Genomic DNA, 18,350 nt, shown 5'->3' with positions numbered 1-18,350 from the left:
ATATGCCCATCCCCGACGACGCCGCCGCCATGGCGGCGAGCACTGTCCGCCGCCTCTTCGCACGGCGCAGCCTGCGCCTCCCGGGAACGAGGCTGGGCGCCGTCGCCTATCCGTCACCGACCAGTCCCCGCAGCCACTGGCACTACTGGTGGCAGGCGCACTACCTCGACTGCCTCCTGGACGAGCACCTGCGGAATCCCGACGGTGATGCGCTGGCGGACGCCCGCAGGCTCGCCCGCGGCATCTGGGTGCGCAACGGCGGCCGCTGGCGCAACGCCTACTACGACGACATGGCCTGGCTGGCACTCGCCCTGCAGCGCCTCGACGGCGTGGAGGGACGACGGCGGCCGCGACGCCGGGTGCGGGTCCTCGGGCTCGCCCTGGAGTCCGCGCAGACACCGGACCTCGGCGGCGGCGTCTACTGGAACACCACACGGGACTACAAGAACACCCCGAGCACGGCGCCCGCAGCGCTCTTCTTCGCGCGCGCCGGGGACACCCTCCGCGCCCAGGAGCTCCTCGACTGGCTCCGGGCCCGCCTGTTCGACACGGAGACCGGGCTGTACCTCGACGGGGTGAAGGCCGGCGGACAGGTGGAGCGCACCATCCACACCTACAACCAGGGCACCGTGCTCGGGGCGCTCGTCGCGACCGGCGGGAAGGAGAACCTGGCGCGGGCGGACGCACTGATCCGTGCCGTCGCGGACCACGTGGCCCACGACGACGGCGCACTGCCGCTGTCTGCGGAGGGCGACGGCGGTCTCTTCACCGGGATCCTGGGGCGCTATCTGGCGCTCGCCGCGGTGACCCCGGGCATCGACGCAGACGCTGCGGTGACCGCCCGGACGCTCCTGGATGCCACGGCCGGGCGGCTCTGGGCCGACCGCACGGAGGTTGACGTCCCCGGTGCCATCGGTACCCGCGTGGACCGCCCCGGCCCGGCCGGTACGCGCGCCGCCCGTGCCGGGTCGGACACGACGGCTTTCCTGTTCCCCCCACGGCAGGACGGACCTGTGAGCCTGTCCTCGCAGCTCCAGGCGTGGACGGTCCTGGAAGCGGCACGGGCGTGCCGGCACCGGTTGCCCCGGTACTGACACGCCCTCCGTCGATCAGCGGACAGGTCGTCCGCCGCACCGGAGCGAGGGATGACCTCTCACTGCGCTCGTTCCATCAGCTGATCCAGCGTGAGCGCCTGGCGCTCCCGGGCGAGCTCCCGCCGGACAGCCCGCGGCGGCCGTCCCGAAAGCCACACGTACGTGCCGGCGCCCGCGATCACGCCGCCGGCGATGACCATCCACCACGGGTAGCCAGGCACGTCGGGGGCATCACCGGCTGCGTCGATGTCGGCCTGGGGGGTGGGGATCACGCGCTCGCCCGTGACGAGGATGCGGTGACTGTTGATGCCGAGGGGCGTGCAGGTGACGAGGGTGATGAGATCCTTGCCGGGTTGGATGAGCAGGGTCTCGGTGTCCTCGGGCTCGACGACGAGCGTCTCGGTGACACGGTAGGCGAGAGTCTCGCCGAAGACCTCGATGGTGAAGGCGTCCCCGACCGTGACCTTGTCGAGGTTGGTGAAGAGCTCGGACGTCGCGAGGCCTCGATGGCCGGTGACCACGGAGTGGGTCGACGGCCCGCCGACGGGGAGCGCGGTGCCCTCGAGATGGCCGATGCCGCGTTCGAGGACCGCTTCGCTCGTGCCGTGGTAGATCGGCAGGTCGAGTCCGATCGAGGCGATCCTGATCCGCGCCATCAGGCCCTCGGAATCACCCCGGAGCATCGAGAGGTACTGCTGCTCGTCATCGGAGCCGGGTTCGTCCGCGAGGGGAAGCCGTTCGTTCGCTGCGACGGCCGCTCCACCGCCGCTCAAGGACTCGTTGTACTCGCGCGCCTCCCCGAGCTTCTCGCGTAAGGTCTCGGCGCCGAGGTCGTTGATGCCCTCGGTGAGTTTGTCGATCTCGCGCGACTGCTCCACCGAGCTGAACCACGCGGCCGCGGCCGGGTAGAGCAGGAGTGCTGCCCCGGTGACCACTGCGAGCGCGACCAGCAGTGGCAGCACCGGGAGCCGCCATCGAAGGTGTTGGTCCCGCCCGCGCCGGGCCGGCCCCGAGGGCGGAGCGGCGGCGGATGATCCGGGCGTTTCCCCCGGAACGCGCGGAGGCGGGGCGCCTTCCTGACGCCCCGCCTCCGCATTCACAGTGCTACGTTACGCGTCGGCGAGCGCCGACGTGGCACGACGACGCGCCGCGACGACCCCGGTCCCGAGGGCGATCGCGATGAGCCCGGTACCACCGACGGTGAACCACAGGGCCCCGTCACCACCGGTGAGGGGGAGAGCGAAGGCGGGAACCTGGTCATGCAGGAACTCGACGTAGTTCTGCACCGGCGCGACGGTCGAGCTAGCACCGGGCACAACCCGGACCTGCGCCTGGCTCGGCCGCGGCAGCTGGAATCCGGCCGGAGGGGTGATCTCGCGCACGTAGTAGGTGCCCGGCGTGATGATCGGAATCGCGACGCGGCCGTCCGCGCCGGTCGTCCAGTTCTGGACGCCGTCGATGAAGACGGCGTTCTGGCCGAGGTTGGCGTCGTTCTCGTTGAGGAACACCTGGTACACGGCGCCGGCGAGGGGGTTCCGTCCGCCGTTCTGGAAGGCGGCTACGGTGAGCTGGCCGATCGGGGTCCTGCCTTCGACCGTCGTGGTGCTGCCGTTGACGACGCCCGTCGCCGTGTTGGTGATGAAGCCATTGGCGGGGATCGTCAGTGCACGACTCAGCACGGTGAGCGTCACCTTGCCTCCGGGCAGGGCTGACAGTCGGGTGAGACCAGCAGGGGTGAAGGTGGCGGTGAGGTTACTCGTGGCGGCGGCGTACACGAGGGTGTAGTCCGTACCTTCGACGAAGTTCTGGGTGACGCCGGCGGCGTTCGTGACCCGCACACTCGTCGGGGCGACGCCGTCCGGGCCGTTCGCGAGGTACTCGAGCTCCGCGGGCAGCGAGTCGGTGAGCGCGAACGTGTCGAGGGTGGTGCCACCGGCGAGCGTCGGCACGCTCTGGGTGATCGCCCAGCGGATCAGGTCGGGATTGCGGGCCTCGACCGAGTTGGCCGGCGCCGGGACGCGGGTCTTCGTCAGATCGGTGACCGCGTTCTTGGGGTAGGCATGCACGTCGTAGATCCACTGGTTGGACGGGGCACCGTCCGAACCCGTCGGGAACGGCAGCGTGACGAGGAACGGCGCGGCCGGGTTGGTCGCCCCGGCCGGCAGTGCGGTCTCGGTCACGAGATACAGACCGAGCGGGAGGGTGTCACCGGCATTGAACCGTGCCACACCGTCGGTGCCGGTGGTCGCCGTGTAGGTGTCGGCCGCAGTGACACGCGATGCCGCCGTCGCAGGAGTCAGGGTGGAGACCGCGGTCCAGCCTGCCGGCGTGGTGAGGTCGACACCCTGGACCAGGGCGGCGGTGAAGGTCGCGCCTGCCAGCGGCGTGCCGGGGACGTTGACTTCCTGGCCGGTACCGACCTGCTGACCGTTCTCGGGGCCCAGCGCGAACTTGTGGATGGTCAGGGTGCGGGGGATCGACGGATCGATGTTGCCCGGTTGGGTGACGGCTGTCGCCGGTGCGACGGCGACGAACGTCGCCGCTGCGCTCAGCGCCAGCACGCCGGCAGCGGCGGACAGCCGCCGGAGGATGGAGGTGGACACGTGTTATCTCCTAGTGAGTGAGAGTTGCAAGGGTGAGACCGAAGGGAACGAGTGGAAAGAGCAGGAACGTGGGACGGAAGGGTGGATGCACCTCACCGGAAGGCGCCTCGCCCTCGTTGACGCCCGTGCCACACGGAGAAGGCGAGCGCCAGAACGAGCAGCGATCCCCCTCCGATGTAGTACGCGTCGGCGCTCGTGCCGCCGGTGAGCGGCAGTGTGGTGGGCTCCACGGGGGCGTTGACGAAGCGGTAGACCGCCGTCTGACCCGCCGCCGGAGCGGAGATGGTTCGTGACGACACAGGGGTCCACGTCGACCCGGTCAGCTGTTCGAGACGAAGTTCCTGGTACGCGAGGGGGCGTGCAGGATCGGTGGCCGCTTCCGACAGCGTGTAGCTGTGGCCCGGTCTCACGAAGAAGGTGTTCGCCGGGTTGCCCGAGGCGACGTACTCGGCACCGAGCCGGCTCTCCGTCGGCAGGACCCCGCCTGCGATCGCTGCCGGTGTCGCGGTGACCCGCCAGTCCGGGGCCTGGAAGCCCGTCCGGGGGTTCAGCACCTGCTTGAGCAGCGTGATGGACGCTGTCGAGTTCGTCACCGTGCAGGTGATCCGGGCGCCGGCGGTCGGGGTGACATCTCCCGCGGCAGTGACGGCGACAGGCTCGTCGGTTGCCGTGCGGCACTGCCATGCGCCGGTCTGCACGTAGGTGAGCGGACCGCCGGCTTCCGCCAGGCGGTAGGCGACACCGGGGGTGACGGGAACGCCCGAAGCCGCTGCCGAACCCGAACGGCCGGAGGGCCCGGGTAGGGCCCCGCTGGGGCCGGTGGCGCTCAGGGTCCAGTCCGTGGGCAGTGCAGACCCGGAGGTCACTTCCTTCACGAGTGTGAGGGATGCCGTAGGCCGGTTGATCAGAGTGCAGTCGATGGCGGAAGCGGGGGGTATGTCCGTCAGACTGGCACTGATGATCGCCCCGGCCTGCGTGAAGGTGACCGGACGCGCCGCGCCGTTCGCCGTGCACGAGCCGCTGACGAACTCGAACCCTGCCTGCTGGACCTCCGAGACGACGACCGTTGCCCGCGACGCCCCCGAACCGAACAGCACCTGCCAGCTGGCCTGGCCCACCGCATCGGTCTGCTGCCTGGGAGCCTCGCTCGGCAGGGCCGTCGCGGTTCCCGTGGTCGCCGTCGCCGTCACCCCCACGGTCCAGTCGACGCCGGGGCGAGTGAGACCCGAGGCCTCTCGGATGGTCTTCGTGATCCGCACGCTCGAATCAGCAACAGGGCCCGGAGAATTGACGAACGTGCAGTTCACATTGACACCGAGACCATTGGGCATGGTGACGGTACCTGTTGTGGTGTTACCCGCGCTCAATCGCACTCCGTTTGCCCAGCAGTCGTAGGAGGTCCTGTAGCTACTGAGTGCGGAGGCGGAGCTGGCGGCCATGGTCTCCGAGATGGTGATCGTGCTGCCTGCCGCGGCGGGGAAGGGACCCAACTGCTCAGCCTGGCGCCCGGTAGCAGCTCCGGAGGTCGTTGCCGTGGCGATTGTTGCCGGTGGCGATCCTGTCGCTGCCGTCAGGGTGAACTGGTCGCTCGGGGCCTGCCGTGCCACCACGTTCTTCTGCACGGTGATGGTCGAGGGCGTCGTGCAACTCGCGAGGTCGGTGGAGTTGACGGACACGCGGGGCGTACCCGGCACACGGCGCCCGGTGTTGGCATCGAACTCGTAGGCGCTTCCCACATTGCCGAGGTAGAGGGTACCGCGTGGCGAGAACGCGACGCCGTTCGGATTGGCGAAGGCAGCATCGGTGCCGGTCAACGGCTTCGCCGTGGACGTGCTCACCGCCAACGAGCCGCCGTTCGCTGCGGTGAGCGTCGCCCTGGCGATCGTGTAGATCGTGATGGTGCTCGTGGTGCTCGTGGAGTCGCCCGAAGGCGCACCGACCACATACAGGTTCCCGTTGGCGTCGAGTGCCATGTCCCCGTTCGCGGATACGGTGCCTGCGGCGAACGAACCCACGTAAGCGAACCGGGACGCGAGTGGGTTCGTCTCGGTGAAGCTCCAGATGTGGAACTGCCCACCGTTGAACTTGCCGAAGAGATAGCGACCGTTCGAAAGGTCCACGGCGCCGGCAACGATGGTGCCCGCGACCTCGACACCGTTATTGGTCGTGGTCGTGTAGGCCGAGCTGGGCAGCTTCACGAAACCGCCGCCCGGGGTCCACTTGAGAATCGACAGCACGTCGCTTCCGTCGCTCGACCGGTCGAGCGCGTACGCGACGTTCCCGCCCGATCCGATGCCGAGGGCGTTCGCTGATGACACGCTCGTCCAGCTTCCGACTGCAGCGGGAAGGCCTCCCGCGACGATGTCCGCCTGCTCCAGCGCACCGGTGGCCTGGATCGAGTAGAAGTGGTTGGTGTCGCAGAACAGGCGCGGCGTCTGCGCGGTGTTCGTGAAGGTGCAGGTGATCTCCGCCCCCGCCTCGTCGGGGATGGTGATGGTACCCGACGCTCCAGATCCGGAGGCGATCACCGTGCCGGCCCGGGCACACTCGTAGCCGTTCGAGTAACCGAGACCGGCGTTGTTCGTCGGTGCCTCGGAGATCGTGTAGGTGGCGCCTGGTCGCACCGTGGAGCCGGTGATCTGCGCGGCCTGGATGCCGGTGGCGGTGCCGGAGGTCGTGGCCGACGCCAGCACGGTGGTGCCCTCGCGTAGCGAAAGGGTGAACTGGTCGGCCGATGCCGTGCGCGTGGGGAGGTTCTTGCGCACCGTGATCGTGGTCCGGGGGTCGACCGTGAGGTCGATCGGCGCCGATGCGATGAGTCCGTTGGCGGTCACGGTGCCGCTGGAGTACGTTCCTGCCTGTGCTGCCACCACGTTGACCGAGATCGTGCACGAGGCTGCGCCCGCAGGGAGGTCTCCACCGGTGACCGAGATGCTACCCGTACCCGCCGCGGCGGTGACGGCGAAGGCGGCGCCGACGGAGTTCACGCAGGTGCCGCCGAGGGTGGGGTTCGGCGCCACGGTGAGCCCCTGCGGAAGCGTGTTCGTGAACCCCCAGTCGGCCTTTGCAGAGAGCTCCGAGGTGTTGGTGATCGTGTAGGTCAAGGTCGTGGGCACGGTAGCCGTGGCCGGTGCAGGATCGAAGGCGACGTCCAGAGCGGGCGTGACGTCGAGTACCCGGATCTGGTCCACGCCGAACCCGCCACCCGCGCCCGCCTGAGCGTTCGCGATCTGCACCCGGGCAGCGGAGATCTGCGCGGGTGTGAGGAGGGCGGTGTTCGTACCGTTGAAGGTCTCCGCCCGCACGGAGGTCGGGAACGCCGGTTCGGTGAGGCCGGGGACGGTGCTGAGAGCGGGGGACGTGTAGTAGACGTTGCCCGTTCGCGTACATGGAACGATCGGGGCCCCGAATCCCGTCAGGAGGGTTACCGGAGTGGTGGCACCCGTGACCAGGTTCAGCGAGAGCGCCGCGTTGTTCGTGCCGCACCGCGCGCCCACGGCGTCCATCGCGAGTGCGTAGTACCGCGGGTTCGGGGCGCTGATTCCGATCCCTGCAGCGGACTGAAGGACCGTGGTGCTGCCCGCCGGGAGTGCGGCGTAGGGAAGCGAGACGAGCGCGTGATTGCTCCGAGTCGTGGCGTTGGAACCGTTGGCCGGCGCGTTGGCGGCCGTACCGCCGACCACGGGCACCTGGACCTGGCCGAGTACGTCCGCCATGCGTCGGGCCTCGCGCGCAGCGGACGATCCTCCTGAGGTCTGCGAGGGACAGAACGCAGTGTTCGGGTACGGGGCAAGGTAGTTCAGAAGGACGCCCGTGCAGTTCGCTCCTGTCGCCCAGCCCGGCGACGCCGTGTACCGGTTCGTGGCGTAGGTGGGAAGTCCGCTGGCGGTGTTCGTCAGTCCCTGCTCGAAGGACTCGACCCACACCTGGCGGGGCCCCTCGGGAGCACCTATGGCAGCGGAACCGACCTGGGCGAACGTTCTGAATTCGTCCGCCCTATCGGGCTCCGCAGGTGGCGAACGACCGCTTTCGGCCGCAGGGTCATCACCAGGCACCACGAGGTCCGGGGTTGCAGCGGGCGCGGGAGAGGGAACGGGCTTCGGGGTGGGGGGCAGAACGGAGATGCGAGGCTCAGGCTCGTCCGGGCTCGGCTCCCGAGTGGGTGCTGCAACTGACGGGGCAGGCCCGGAATCCTCAGGGTTCGACTCCTGAGGAGGGGCCGGCTGAGTGGACACCTCGACAGGAGTAGGCGTCGACGTCGCGACGGAAGGAGAGGGCTCGGTTTTCTTGTCGGGAACGTTCGCGACGCTCGGAGCCGCGACAGCGCCCGAGCTAGTGGAGACGGACAGCGCGACGACCGAACCCGCGCCGAGGACGACCGCGAGGCACATCGCCATGACGCGGTGCAGAAGAGACCAAGAGACCGTGCGCCGGTGAGACCGCCGGCCCCCACGAAGTGGAGACAAAAAATACCCCTGTACAGGATCGCCGCGACCGGTCGGGCCGTGCGATGAGTGCAAATGACGTTGTGCCGGCTCAGCCTCTGCTCCCCAGCAGTACTGACAGCTGAGCCGGATGGTGCTGCGGTCGAGGGCGCGGACGCCGGTCGACCGGTGGTGCGGTCCTGGTTCGTAGCAGTCAGCGCTCCGGATGGGAGCTACCGCGATCTGATTCGGAACAGGATGACGCTCTCCGACCATAGCGAATGAAACCGTGCCAGAACTACCCGTCAGTCCTTAAGCTCTGGTAAAGAATCGGCGAAGGGCGTACTATTCGGCGGCCTTGCCCCGCCCCTTGCCCTTGGGGGTGGACCGTTTCGCCACGGGCGAGCATCGCGACGAAGTTCGTGATGTTGCGCTGCTTCGCCGCCTCGGTCTTCAACTGGGAGAGTCGGAAGATCATGGCATACCGGTTCTGGGAGGAGAGGGTGCGGAAGGTGGCCAGTGCGGCCTCGTCGGCCTCGATCGCCGCCATGAGTTCCGGCTGCACCTGGGCCGTCGCCGGACCGGCATAGGCCCGCTCCCACCGGCCGTCGGCCTGCGCCGCCGCGACCGCCCGCTCCCCCGCCTCGCGCATCCGTCCCTCGGCGCGCAGCCGGTCCACATAGGTTCGGTTGCGGACCGACCAGATGCTCCGCGGACCGCGCGGCGTGAAGCGCTGCAGGTAGCTGCCTTCGTCGCGGGACTTCGCCTGGCCGTCGATCCAGCCGAAGCACAGCGCCTCGTCGAGCGCCTGCGCGTAGGTCAGCGCCGTCGTCGTCCCGCCCTTCTTGTGCTCGATGAGCCAGACGCCCGGCGAGGACGCGTGATTCTCCTCGAGCCAGTGGCGCCAGGCCGGCGCATCGGGCAGCAGGAGTTCGGGGAGTTCGGCCTTCATGCCAAACACCCTAGGACTCCCTTGGTCATTCGTGAACCCGATTGCTGGCATCCTGTCCATGGCCGACGAACCGAAGGTGCAGTTCGACGTGAACCTGCCCCCGGACCTCGTGTCGAGGCCAAGCACCGCAGTATCGACGAGACACTCAGCCTGTCCGCGTTCGTGGAACAGGCCCTCCGCGCCGACCCCAGGGAGAACCGATGCTCCGCGTCCGCCCCATCGTCAACACGCCGGATCTTCCGGGCGCGTCCCGCTTCCTGCAGGCGCTCGGGCTCCGCCCGGCCGCGGACCCCGCACCCAGCGGCTCCTACGCCGTGTTCGACGCCAGCAGCGGTCGCGTGGCACTCCATGCCTGTGAGCCGGGCAGCCCGGAGGACGGCACCACCTCGCTCGCGTTCGACGTCTCCGATGTGCGCGAGTTCGCCCGCCGGACCGCCGAGGGCGGTGCCCGCTTGACCGTCGAGCTCTCCCGGGAAGGCCACGGACTCGCGGCCCGCGTCTCCGCACCGGACGGGATGTCCTTCCTCGCGGACGCAGGGCCGCGCGAGACGGGCGCGCCGCCGTCGCCCCTGGCGGTCCTGGTCCGCTGGTACACCCCCGACGTCGGCCCTGCCGTCGGGGTCCTGCAGGACATCGGGGCGAGGTCGAGGATCAGTTCGGACACCGGCACGTGGCACGACTTCCGCGCGAAGAACGGCGGCCTCGTGGCGGCGCACACGGGACATCGGACGGCGGCGGAACTGGCGTTCGAGTACGACGGTGATGTGCAGGACCTGCTCGGCGGCCTCACCGGTGCCGGGTTCGAGCCCGCCGTCGTCGACGGGAGCTACGGGCGGTCGCTGCGCGTACGCGCTCCCTGGGGCGCCGAGGTCTGGATCAACGAGTGCCGGCGGGAGTTCCTCGGGCGGTCCACTGACAGGATTCAGGGGCGGGTGTCTGCTTAACTGGGGGTATGAACGTACGCACCCCTGATCCCAACCCGGGCTGGCTCTCCGAAGATGACCTGTACGAGGCCCGCCGCCGCCTCCCGATGGTGTACGTGGAGGCGATCCCCGTGCGGTGCGACGCCCTCGGGTACGTCAACGAGGTGGGGCTGCTCCTGCAGGCCAACGAGCAGGGCGAGATGCTGCGGACCTTCGTGTCCGGCCGCGTGATGTACCGCGAGACCATCCGCGCGGCGCTGCTGCGCCACCTCGAGAAGGACCTCGGGCCGCTCGCCCTGCCGCAGCTGGCGCCGTCGCCCCTGCCCTTCACGATCGCGGAATACTTCCCGTCCCCCTCGGAGACCGGCCTGACCGACGACCGCCAGCACGCGGTCGCCCTCGCGTACATCATCCCCGTGACCGGGGAATGCGCTCCCCGCCAGGACGCGCTCGAGCTGTCCTGGCTCACCCCCTCCGAGGCCCTGAGCCCCACCATCCAGGCCGAGCTCTCCGGCGGTCGCGGGGATCTGCTGCGCCAGGCGCTCGCGCATGCCGGGTGGGGCCGCTAGCCGTAGGACGCAGCACTCGCCGGCAGCCGCGTTACCGTATCGTGAAACGGGCGCGCTGGGGCGCCGCAGAACATCCAGGGGGCTACTGGCAGAGGTTGGCACGACGTACATGATGGTGAACAGAGCAGACAGGACAGGACTGCGCGCGGTCCCGGCGGAGGCGCTGGTGACGGGCAACGTCCTGGCACTGCCCGACGGCGGCGCCCCGGCGGAGGTCTCCGCCGTCGCGGTCGAGAACGACGATTTCGGAGTCCCCGCGCTCGTCGTCGCGACGGTTGCCGGTGGGCGCCGGGTCACGATCGCGACGGGCTCGATGGTCTACGTGGAGCCCGCCGACGCCGAGATCGGCGTCTCCGCCGTCGCCGCGGACCACGGCTCCCCCGAGGCGCTCGTGGCGCAGATCGCGCAGGGACATCCGGACAGCACCGCCGTCCAGGAGGTGGCAGGGCGGCTGGCGCGGGGCATCAACCTCAAGTCCGGCAGCAACCTGCAGGACCTCCACCAGCTCGCGCTCGCACTGCTGATCGACGAGGCCGACACGGCGTCCGCCCTGATGGTCGCCGACCTGCTCGCGGAGCTGCCCTTCGACGGGAACTTCGGGCGGTGGAAGTGGATCGAGGGCGGCCTGGCTATCGCCGCCTACCTCACCCGGCACGACGACGCCCGCTCGGCCCGGTACTCCGCGGCCATCCGCGCGGCCGACGACGCCGAGACGGACCCGCTGCGCGCCAAGACCGCCGCGATGTACCGTCAGCGCCAGCTCAACGAACCGAACGTCTACGACCCGGAGATCCTGCGCGCCTCCTCGGCGGGGAAGACCGACGTGGAGCGTGACTGGCGCGTGCTGCGCATCGGCGTGCTGCTGTACCTGCGGGCACACGGCGGGTCCGAGACGCTGAGCCGCGACGTGCTGGAGCGGCGGATCGCCGCCGAGCTCGCCGCGGTCGGGGCGCTCGACGAGCAGCTCGCCGCGGAGTAGCCGGCCCACCGGGCCCGCCCGGTCCGGCACGGCCGGCGGGACGCCCGGGGGCTGGCAAAATAGGGTGGTGCATCCACAGTCCCAGCAGTCCTCGTTCGCCTTCTCCGTCTCCCACCGGCTGGAGGACACGACGCCGGGGGCCGGGGACGGTGGGCGCCGTCACGGCCGGACCGGCACGATCACCACCCCCCACGGTGAGATCCGGACGCCCGCGTTCATCCCCGTGGGCACCAAGGCGACGGTGAAGGCGGTCCTGCCCGGCGCGATGGCGGACCTCGGGGCACAGGCGCTCCTGGCGAACGCGTACCACCTGTACCTGCAGCCCGGCGCGGACATCCTCGACGAGGCCGGCGGGCTCGGCGCCTTCATGAACTGGCCGGGTCCCACGTTCACGGACTCGGGCGGATTCCAGGTGATGAGCCTCGGCTCGGGCTTCAAGAAGGTCATCACCATGGACGTCCCCGTGGACGCGGATAAGGCCGGTGCGGACGACCGCGTGGCCGTCGGCAAGGAGCGCCTCGCGCACATCGACGACGACGGCGTCTGGTTCAAGAGCCATCTCAACGGCGACCGGCACCGTTTCACGCCCGAGATCTCGATGCAGGTGCAGCACCAGCTCGGCGCCGACGTCATGTTCGCGTTCGACGAGCTCACCACGCTCATGAATTCGCGCGGCTACCAGGAGGAGTCCCTCGAACGCACGCGCCTCTGGGCCCTGCGCTGCATCGCGGAGCACGAGCGGCTCACCGCCGAGCGCAGCCACCGCCCGTACCAGGCCCTCTTCGGCGTCATCCAGGGCGCGCAGTACGAGGACCTGCGCCGGAAGGCGTCGTCCGACCTGGGCGGCATGGACTTCGACGGCTTCGGCATCGGCGGCGCACTCGAGAAGGAGAACCTCGGGACGATCCTCGGCTGGTGCAGCGACGAGCTGCCCGAGGACAAGCCCCGCCACCTGCTCGGCATCTCCGAACCCGACGACCTCTTCACGGGTATCGAGAACGGAGCCGACACCTTCGACTGCGTCTCCCCCACGCGGGTGGCACGGAACTCCGCGTTCTACACGCCGGACGGGCGGTGGAACCTCTCGAACGCCCGGTTCCGGCGGGACTTCACCCCGCTGGTCGAGGGCTGCGACTGCTACACGTGCACCCACTACACCCGCGCCTACATCCACCACCTGTTCAAGGCCAAGGAGATGGTGTCCGCGACGCTGATCTCCATCCACAACGAGCGCTTCGTGGTCCGGATGGTCGACGACGCGCGGGCGGCGATCGAGGACGGCTCGTTCTACGAGCTGAAGGCGGAGGTGCTGGGGAGGTACTACACGAGGACATCGTCCAGCTGATCCGGGCGACACGCGCGTGGGAGCCGCAGGCTTCGCCCTACCCTCCACTCTGCCCGGCGCTCGACGAGATCCCGGTGAAGGGCCGGGTGGCCGCCCCGGAGCCGGTTCGGGCAGACTAGGGAGATGTCCGAGACCCAGACCTCCGCAACCCCCGCCGTCACCCTGACCATCGCCGGCTCCGAGGCGACGGGCGGCGCCGGCGCCCAGGCCGACCTCAAGACGTTCCAGGAACTCGACGTCTACGGCATCGTGGCGCTGACCTGCATCGTCTCCTTCGACCCGAAGAACGACTGGCAGCACCGCTTCGTACCCGTGGACCAGCAGGTGATCGCCGACCAGCTGGAGGCCATCCAGTCCTGCTACCCGCTCCGTACGGTCAAGCTCGGGATGCTCGGCACCCCCGACACCATCGACACCGTGGCCACCGCCCTGAAGAGCCAGGAGTGGGACAACGTGGTCCTCGATCCGGTCCTGATCTGCAAGGGACAGGAACCCGGTGCCGCGCTCGACACCGACCAGGCCCTGAAGGCGAACATCCTGCCGCTGGCCACCTTCGTCACCCCGAACCACTTCGAGGCGGAGTCCCTCTCCGGGATCACCATCGGGACGCTCGACGACCTGAAGGAAGCCGCCCGCATCATCCACCGGCAGAGCGGTGCCGTGGTCCTCGCCAAGGGCGGGGTGCGCATCGAGGGACCCGACGCCGTGGACGTCTACTTCGACGGGGAGACCCTCGAGGTGCTGTCCGCACCGAAGGTCGGCGAGGTCGCCGTGAGTGGCGCGGGCTGCACCCTGGCAGCGGCCGTCGCCGCCGAACTCGCCAAGGGCGCGGCACCGCTCGACGCCGCCCGCACCGCCAAGGCCTTCGTCACCGAGGGCATCCGCAACCGCGTGGCGTCGAACGCCCCCTTCGACGCCGTGTGGCAGGGCGGCGCGCGCGCGTAACGGGAGGGAGTCCAGGTGAGCACCGCGGCGGATCCGGTCGGAGAGAGCGGCGCAGCCATGTCCCGTCCGGGTCCTGGGCATTCGACGCCGTCGGACCGGGACGGCGCCCCGTCCGGCGCCACGGGCGCCGTCGTCCGGGCGTCCGGCACCGACCTGTCCCCGGACGACGACGGGCGGGGCGAGAGCAGCAACCAGCGCCTCGACCGCAACTGGCAGGAGATGCTGCAGGAGCTGCGGGTGATGCAGACGGGCATCCAGATCCTCACCGGATTCCTGCTGACCCTGCCGTTCCAGAGCCGGTTCACCGAGCTCGACGACGTGCAGGTCCTCGTCTACCTGTGCCTCGTCTGCCTGTCGGCGCTGATCACCGCCCTGGTGCTGTCCTCGGTGAACCTGCACCGCGTGCTGTTCGGCCTGCGCGTGAAGGCGACGCTCGTGCGGCACACCGCGGTCATCATCCGGACCACGATCGCCCTCGTGGGACTCGTGCTCGCGGGCACCGCATGGCTGATCTTCGACCTCGTGGTGGGCCGGGCCGCGGGCCTCGTCGTGGCCGGATCGATCCTGCTCGTGGTGCTGCTGCTGTGGGTCGTCTATCCGCTGGCGCTCCGGCGCCGTGCCGTGGCGGGCCGATCGGCCTCCTGACCGCCGACACCGAACGGACCGCGCCGACGTCGAGCCCGCGGACATGACCACGAGGCCGGCCTCCGGTCATCCGCGTCCTCCCCGCATCCGGGACCGACGGACGTCCGCGGGCGCCTAGGGTGCCACGGGGGTGGGCGTCGCTCCCGGCTCGGGTGCGCAGCTGAGCCCCGCCGGCGTGATGTCCACTCCCTCGGGCGGCACCAGGCCGGCGAAGGAGGACCCGACGATGACGTCGACCGACCTGTCCTCGCGCTCGTCGGCCCGGTAGACCGATCCGGGCAGGGTGCGCTGCAGGGTGAAGGCGTTGGCGCGTCCGCCCTCCCCCGAGACGATGACCGCCGTCACGGCCGCGGCGTCGACCTGGCGATTGCCGATGTCCCGTACCGCGAAGGCGCGGCCCCGGAGCTGGTCCGCCGCCGCGCCGGCAAGACCGTCGATGCTCGTGCTGTTGTAGACGTTGACGGTGATGGCGCTCGGGTCCTGGTAGTCGAAGGGCCCCGCCGGGCAGGTCGACGTGGGCGTCGGGGTCGGCTCGGAGGCCCCGATGCTGATGTCGCCGCGTGCGAGGCCGACGGCCAGGAAGACGCCGGCTGCCAGCAGTCCCACGAGCAGCACCAGCACGACGCCGTGGCGGATGCGGCGCCGCGACATACGGCGGCGCCGCTCGGCGTCGTCCTCCTCGAAGACGGCGCCGAGGTCGGTCTCGGTGACGATCCGGTGGCCGTGCCACTCGGTGGGATCACGTTTCGCCTGGGCCCGCAGCTGGCGCGGCGACTCCTGTGTCCGCTGGTGGCGCATCGCGCCCTGCGCCCCGTGCCGTGCCGTCGACTCCCGGTCAGTCATCGAGCACGAGGACTCTCGCGTGCAGGATGGTCCGCTGGTGGAGGGCGGTCCGGACGGCGCGGTGCAGGCCGTCCTCGAGGTACAGCACGTCCTTCCACTGCACCACGTGCGGGAAGAGGTCCCCGAAGAAGGTGGAGTCCTCGGCGAGCAACGCCTCGAGGTCGAGGGTGGTCTTGGTGGTCACGAGGTCGTCGAGCCGTACCTGCCGGGGAGGTACTTCCGCCCAGTCCTTGGGGGTCACGTGTCCGTGGTCCGGGTAGGGCCGTCCGTCACGTACTGCTTTGAAGATCACTGCTACAGCCTAGGTAATTGCTTCAGTGAAAGGAACGCGGAGGGCTCGGTACCGTCATCTCGTGGCTCAATGGTTACACCTCGTGTCCGGCGGGAAGCTCGTCGGCCTGCGTCGGGTAGGAGGGCTGCGCACCCGGGCGTTGGACGGCGTAGGAGCCCACCCGCACGGCGACCCGGACGGCGTCGTCGAGCGATCCGCCCGTGGCGAGGCGGGCGGCGAGTGCTCCCACGAAGGCGTCACCTGCGCCGGTCGTGTCCACGGCGTGCACCTGCGGGGCGGGTACTGCCCGGACCGCTCCGCCGTCGGACAGCAGCGCGCCGGCGGCACCGAGGGTCATGACCACCGACGCGAAGCCGCAGGCGAGGAGGCCGGCGACGACGGCGGCGTGGTCCCCGGCCTCGGCGCCGCCCAGCTGCGTGAGGAGCAGGGCGCCCTCGTGCTCGTTGACGATCAGCGGGTCGGCCCGCAGGAGTACCTCGCGGTCGACGGCGATGACGGGGGCCAGGTTGATGATCGCCCGCCCGGACGCGAGGCGGACGGCCTCCGCGGTGGCGTCGGCCGGCAGCTCGCCCTGCACGACGACGACGGCGGCAGTCCTGATGGCTGCCTCCGACGCCGCGACCAGGGCGGGTGTCACGGCGGCGTTCGCGCCCGGCAGCACGACGATGGTGTTCTCGCCGTCGTCGGACACCTCCACGATCGCCACGCCCGTGCCGCCGTCGATCCGCTGCACCGCCTGCAGATCGACGCCCGCGGAGTCCAGCGCCGATAGGGCGGTCACCGCATGGGAGTCGGTGCCCACCGCGCCGACCATCATGACGTCCGCGCCGAGCAGCGCCGCGGCCACGGCCTGGTTGGCGCCCTTGCCGCCGGGCAGCACCGTCATGGTGCGGCCCAGCACGGTCTCGCCCGGCTGCGGATGGCGCTCGAGGGTGACCAGGAGGTCCGCGTTGATCGATCCGACGACTGCGATGCCCCGCATGCTGTCCATGCCCAGCAGTCTCCCACGCGGCCGTCGACCGGGTGCGAATGGAAGGCGGGAGCGGCTCGGGAACATAATGGGGTCATGCCTACGGACGCCCCGATCGATCTGCTCCCCGATGCCCCCGCCGCTCCCGCGTCCGCCGACGGGCGGCCCGTCCAGGGGCTGCTGCTCGACGTCGACGGCCCGGTGGCGAGCCCCGTCACGCGCACCGTGCCGGCCGGGATCATCGACGATCTGCTGACGCTCGCCTCCGCGGGGTGGCCGGTCGTCTTCAACACGGGTCGCTCGGATGCCTTCATCAGGGAGCAGGTCATGGAGCCCATGCTCGCGCGGGGCATACCGGCCGGGGTCACCTTCCACGCCGTCTGCGAGAAGGGCAGCACGTGGTTCTCGTTCACGGCCGACGGCGCGGGCCAGGTGTTCGTCGACCGCGCGCTCGCGCTGCCGAGCAGCTTCGCCGACGATGTCCGGGACCTCGTGGAGGAGAAGTACGCCGACCTGATGTTCTTCGACGAGACGAAACTCGCCATGGTGTCCGTGGAGCAGTCCCTCGAGGCGACGAACGCCGACTATCTCGCGGCTCAGGGCTCCTTCGACAGCGATGCCCTGGACATCATGCACAGCCACGACATGGGTGCGTGCCGGCTGGAGCGCGAGGAACCGAACAGCAACGGGGACATCGAGTACCGCGTGGACCCGACCATCATCTCCACCGACATCGAGTCGGTGCGCGTGGGCAAGGATGTCGGCGCTGAACGCGCCCTCACGCTCATCGCCCCGTTCATGGAGATCCCGCGGACCTGGCGGACGGTCGGGGATTCCCGCACCGACTACGCCATGGCCGACTACCTGCACGAGCAGGGGTTCGACGTCGCGCACGTGGATGTGCGGCCCGCGGACGGGATCCCCGCGAAGCCCTACGAGATCCTCACCGAGGGCTCGCTGATCCACGAGGAGGCCGGAGCGGCCTTCCTCACGCGGTGCGTCGCCTCACTGGGCTGACGCTCGAGCCCCGGGGCGCTCCTGCGCGGACGCGTCCGGGTGGCCCGGTCGCGCGGGACCCGGTCCGGTGTCGCGCTCAGGCGGCGGGCCGTGCCAGGACGTCCTCGATCGCGGTGACGAGCTCGGGTGCGTCGGGTTCCACCGTGGGCGCGAACCGCGCGACGACCGACCCCTCGCGGTTGACGAGGAACTTCTCGAAGTTCCACTTCACGAGCCCCGGCAGCACGCCGTTCCGGAACTTCGTCAGCTCCCCGTACAGCGGGTGCTGGTCCTTGCCGCGGACGTCGCCCTTCGACATCAGCGGGAACGTCACGCCGAACGTCGTGGAGCAGAACTCGGCGATCTCGTCGTCGTTCCCCGGCTCCTGGCCCATGAACTGGTTGCAGGGCATGCCGAGAACCACCAGGCCCTCCTCGGCGTACGTCCCGTACAGCTTCTCGAGGCCCGCGTACTGCGGCGTGAAGCCGCACTTGGAGGCCACGTTCACCACCAGGACGGGATGCCCGCGGAAGTCGCCGAAGGACTTCCGGGTACCGTCGTTCATGGTGAGGTCGATCCCGTACAGCTCTGACGAGGACATTGAGGCTCCCTGGTAGTGGTGTTGCTCGTGCTTCGTCCTGCCCCGACCCCCGGATGGTCCGCGGACCGGCGAACCGGCCGGAGCAAACGGGTGCGGAGATACGTTGGAGGAGACGGCGGCCGGGACGGTCGCGCACGCCGACCCCCGAGAGGTGGCCGGTCACCCTCAA

At 70.0% G+C, this 18,350-nt stretch carries 16 protein-coding genes; 8 read left to right on the top strand and 8 right to left on the bottom strand.

Translation table 11 applies throughout. From position 1 onward, the window contains the following. The first annotated feature begins 2 nt into the window (after nt 1-2). Nucleotides 3-1,094 (top strand): glycoside hydrolase family 76 protein, encoded by a 1,092-nt coding sequence (locus CI785_RS13250; RefSeq protein ID WP_105032539.1) that lies wholly within the window; start codon nt 3-5, stop codon nt 1,092-1,094. Nucleotides 1,095-1,153: 59 nt separating this feature from the next. On the opposite strand, the gene CI785_RS13245 is transcribed toward CI785_RS13250, so the two are convergent. From CI785_RS13245 to CI785_RS13225, 4 genes are all read right to left on the bottom strand, one after another. Beyond that, nucleotides 1,154-2,056 (bottom strand): class C sortase, encoded by a 903-nt coding sequence (locus CI785_RS13245; RefSeq protein WP_105032538.1) that lies wholly within the window; start codon nt 2,054-2,056, stop codon nt 1,154-1,156. Between the two features lie 147 nt (nt 2,057-2,203). Beyond that, on the bottom strand, nt 2,204-3,697 hold the full coding sequence (locus CI785_RS13240; RefSeq protein ID WP_105032537.1) for a SpaH/EbpB family LPXTG-anchored major pilin: 1,494 nt from the start codon (nt 3,695-3,697) through the stop codon (nt 2,204-2,206). Nucleotides 3,698-3,789: 92 nt separating this feature from the next. Next, nucleotides 3,790-7,623, bottom strand: a complete 3,834-nt coding sequence (locus tag CI785_RS13235; protein ID WP_105032536.1) for a DUF7933 domain-containing protein — start codon at nt 7,621-7,623, stop codon at nt 3,790-3,792. Between the two features lie 796 nt (nt 7,624-8,419). Further along, nucleotides 8,420-9,073, bottom strand: coding sequence for a YdeI/OmpD-associated family protein (locus tag CI785_RS13225; protein ID WP_105032692.1), 654 nt, complete (start codon nt 9,071-9,073; stop codon nt 8,420-8,422). A gap of 200 nt (nt 9,074-9,273) precedes the next feature. Here CI785_RS13225 and CI785_RS13220 point away from each other — a divergent pair, with 200 nt between their 5' ends. The 6 genes from CI785_RS13220 to CI785_RS13195 all read left to right on the top strand — a co-directional run bounded on the left by CI785_RS13220 (nt 9,274) and on the right by CI785_RS13195 (nt 14,479). Next, on the top strand, nt 9,274-10,017 hold the full coding sequence (locus CI785_RS13220) for a VOC family protein (RefSeq protein WP_105032534.1): 744 nt from the start codon (nt 9,274-9,276) through the stop codon (nt 10,015-10,017). Between the two features lie 8 nt (nt 10,018-10,025). Then, nucleotides 10,026-10,565, top strand: a complete 540-nt coding sequence (locus tag CI785_RS13215) for an NUDIX hydrolase family protein (protein ID WP_105032533.1) — start codon at nt 10,026-10,028, stop codon at nt 10,563-10,565. A gap of 112 nt (nt 10,566-10,677) precedes the next feature. Continuing rightward, complete coding sequence (locus CI785_RS13210) at nt 10,678-11,544, top strand: DUF6707 family protein (protein WP_105032691.1); 867 nt, start codon at nt 10,678-10,680, stop codon at nt 11,542-11,544. Nucleotides 11,545-11,611: 67 nt separating this feature from the next. Beyond that, on the top strand, nt 11,612-12,889 hold the full coding sequence (gene tgt, locus CI785_RS13205) for a tRNA guanosine(34) transglycosylase Tgt (protein WP_105032690.1): 1,278 nt from the start codon (nt 11,612-11,614) through the stop codon (nt 12,887-12,889). A gap of 123 nt (nt 12,890-13,012) precedes the next feature. Next, nucleotides 13,013-13,834, top strand: a complete 822-nt coding sequence (gene thiD / locus CI785_RS13200; protein ID WP_105032532.1) for a bifunctional hydroxymethylpyrimidine kinase/phosphomethylpyrimidine kinase — start codon at nt 13,013-13,015, stop codon at nt 13,832-13,834. A 15-nt stretch (nt 13,835-13,849) separates the two neighbouring features. Next, nucleotides 13,850-14,479, top strand: a complete 630-nt coding sequence (locus tag CI785_RS13195; protein ID WP_338064910.1) for a DUF6328 family protein — start codon at nt 13,850-13,852, stop codon at nt 14,477-14,479. 114 nt (nt 14,480-14,593) lie between these two features. Here the strand turns inward: CI785_RS13195 and CI785_RS13190 are convergent, their stop codons facing one another. The 3 genes from CI785_RS13190 to CI785_RS13180 form a co-directional block, all read right to left on the bottom strand. After that, on the bottom strand, nt 14,594-15,322 hold the full coding sequence (locus tag CI785_RS13190; protein WP_240615190.1) for a LytR C-terminal domain-containing protein: 729 nt from the start codon (nt 15,320-15,322) through the stop codon (nt 14,594-14,596). After that, nucleotides 15,315-15,614, bottom strand: a complete 300-nt coding sequence (locus CI785_RS13185; RefSeq protein ID WP_105032531.1) for a type II toxin-antitoxin system VapB family antitoxin — start codon at nt 15,612-15,614, stop codon at nt 15,315-15,317. The genes CI785_RS13190 and CI785_RS13185 overlap by 8 nt, the downstream gene beginning before the upstream one ends. A 73-nt stretch (nt 15,615-15,687) precedes the next feature. Next, nucleotides 15,688-16,605: a ribokinase gene (locus tag CI785_RS13180; RefSeq protein WP_105032530.1), complete on the bottom strand. Its 918-nt coding sequence runs from the start codon at nt 16,603-16,605 to the stop codon at nt 15,688-15,690. Between the two features lie 75 nt (nt 16,606-16,680). On the opposite strand from CI785_RS13180, the gene CI785_RS13175 reads away from it, so the two are divergent. Further along, the gene (locus CI785_RS13175; RefSeq protein ID WP_240615189.1) at nt 16,681-17,601 is read left to right on the top strand and encodes a Cof-type HAD-IIB family hydrolase; all 921 of its coding nucleotides are present in this window, start codon (nt 16,681-16,683) and stop codon (nt 17,599-17,601) included. A 76-nt stretch (nt 17,602-17,677) separates the two neighbouring features. Here the strand turns inward: CI785_RS13175 and CI785_RS13170 are convergent, their stop codons facing one another. Further along, the gene (locus CI785_RS13170; protein WP_105032529.1) at nt 17,678-18,181 is read right to left on the bottom strand and encodes a glutathione peroxidase; all 504 of its coding nucleotides are present in this window, start codon (nt 18,179-18,181) and stop codon (nt 17,678-17,680) included. Between the last annotated feature and the right edge of the window lie 169 nt (nt 18,182-18,350).

This window comes from Arthrobacter ruber (assembly GCF_002954225.1).
Taxonomy (GTDB): Bacteria; Actinomycetota; Actinomycetes; order Actinomycetales; family Micrococcaceae; genus Arthrobacter_D; species Arthrobacter_D ruber.
This window is presented reverse-complemented; position numbering and strand designations above follow the sequence as displayed.

What these genes read in the sequence shown, in the direction of transcription:
- CI785_RS13250 (WP_105032539.1), top strand. Translation starts at nt 3, where the DNA reads ATGCCCATCCCCGACGACGCCGCCGCCATGGCGGCGAGCACTGTCCGC.
- CI785_RS13225 (WP_105032692.1), bottom strand. Translation starts at nt 9,073, where the DNA reads ATGAAGGCCGAACTCCCCGAACTCCTGCTGCCCGATGCGCCGGCCTGG.
- CI785_RS13220 (WP_105032534.1), top strand. Translation starts at nt 9,274, where the DNA reads ATGCTCCGCGTCCGCCCCATCGTCAACACGCCGGATCTTCCGGGCGCG.
- CI785_RS13215 (WP_105032533.1), top strand. Translation starts at nt 10,026, where the DNA reads ATGAACGTACGCACCCCTGATCCCAACCCGGGCTGGCTCTCCGAAGAT.
- CI785_RS13210 (WP_105032691.1), top strand. Translation starts at nt 10,678, where the DNA reads ATGGTGAACAGAGCAGACAGGACAGGACTGCGCGCGGTCCCGGCGGAG.
- thiD (WP_105032532.1), top strand. Translation starts at nt 13,013, where the DNA reads ATGTCCGAGACCCAGACCTCCGCAACCCCCGCCGTCACCCTGACCATC.
- CI785_RS13190 (WP_240615190.1), bottom strand. Translation starts at nt 15,322, where the DNA reads ATGACTGACCGGGAGTCGACGGCACGGCACGGGGCGCAGGGCGCGATG.
- CI785_RS13180 (WP_105032530.1), bottom strand. Translation starts at nt 16,605, where the DNA reads ATGGACAGCATGCGGGGCATCGCAGTCGTCGGATCGATCAACGCGGAC.
- CI785_RS13175 (WP_240615189.1), top strand. Translation starts at nt 16,681, where the DNA reads ATGCCTACGGACGCCCCGATCGATCTGCTCCCCGATGCCCCCGCCGCT.
- CI785_RS13170 (WP_105032529.1), bottom strand. Translation starts at nt 18,181, where the DNA reads ATGTCCTCGTCAGAGCTGTACGGGATCGACCTCACCATGAACGACGGT.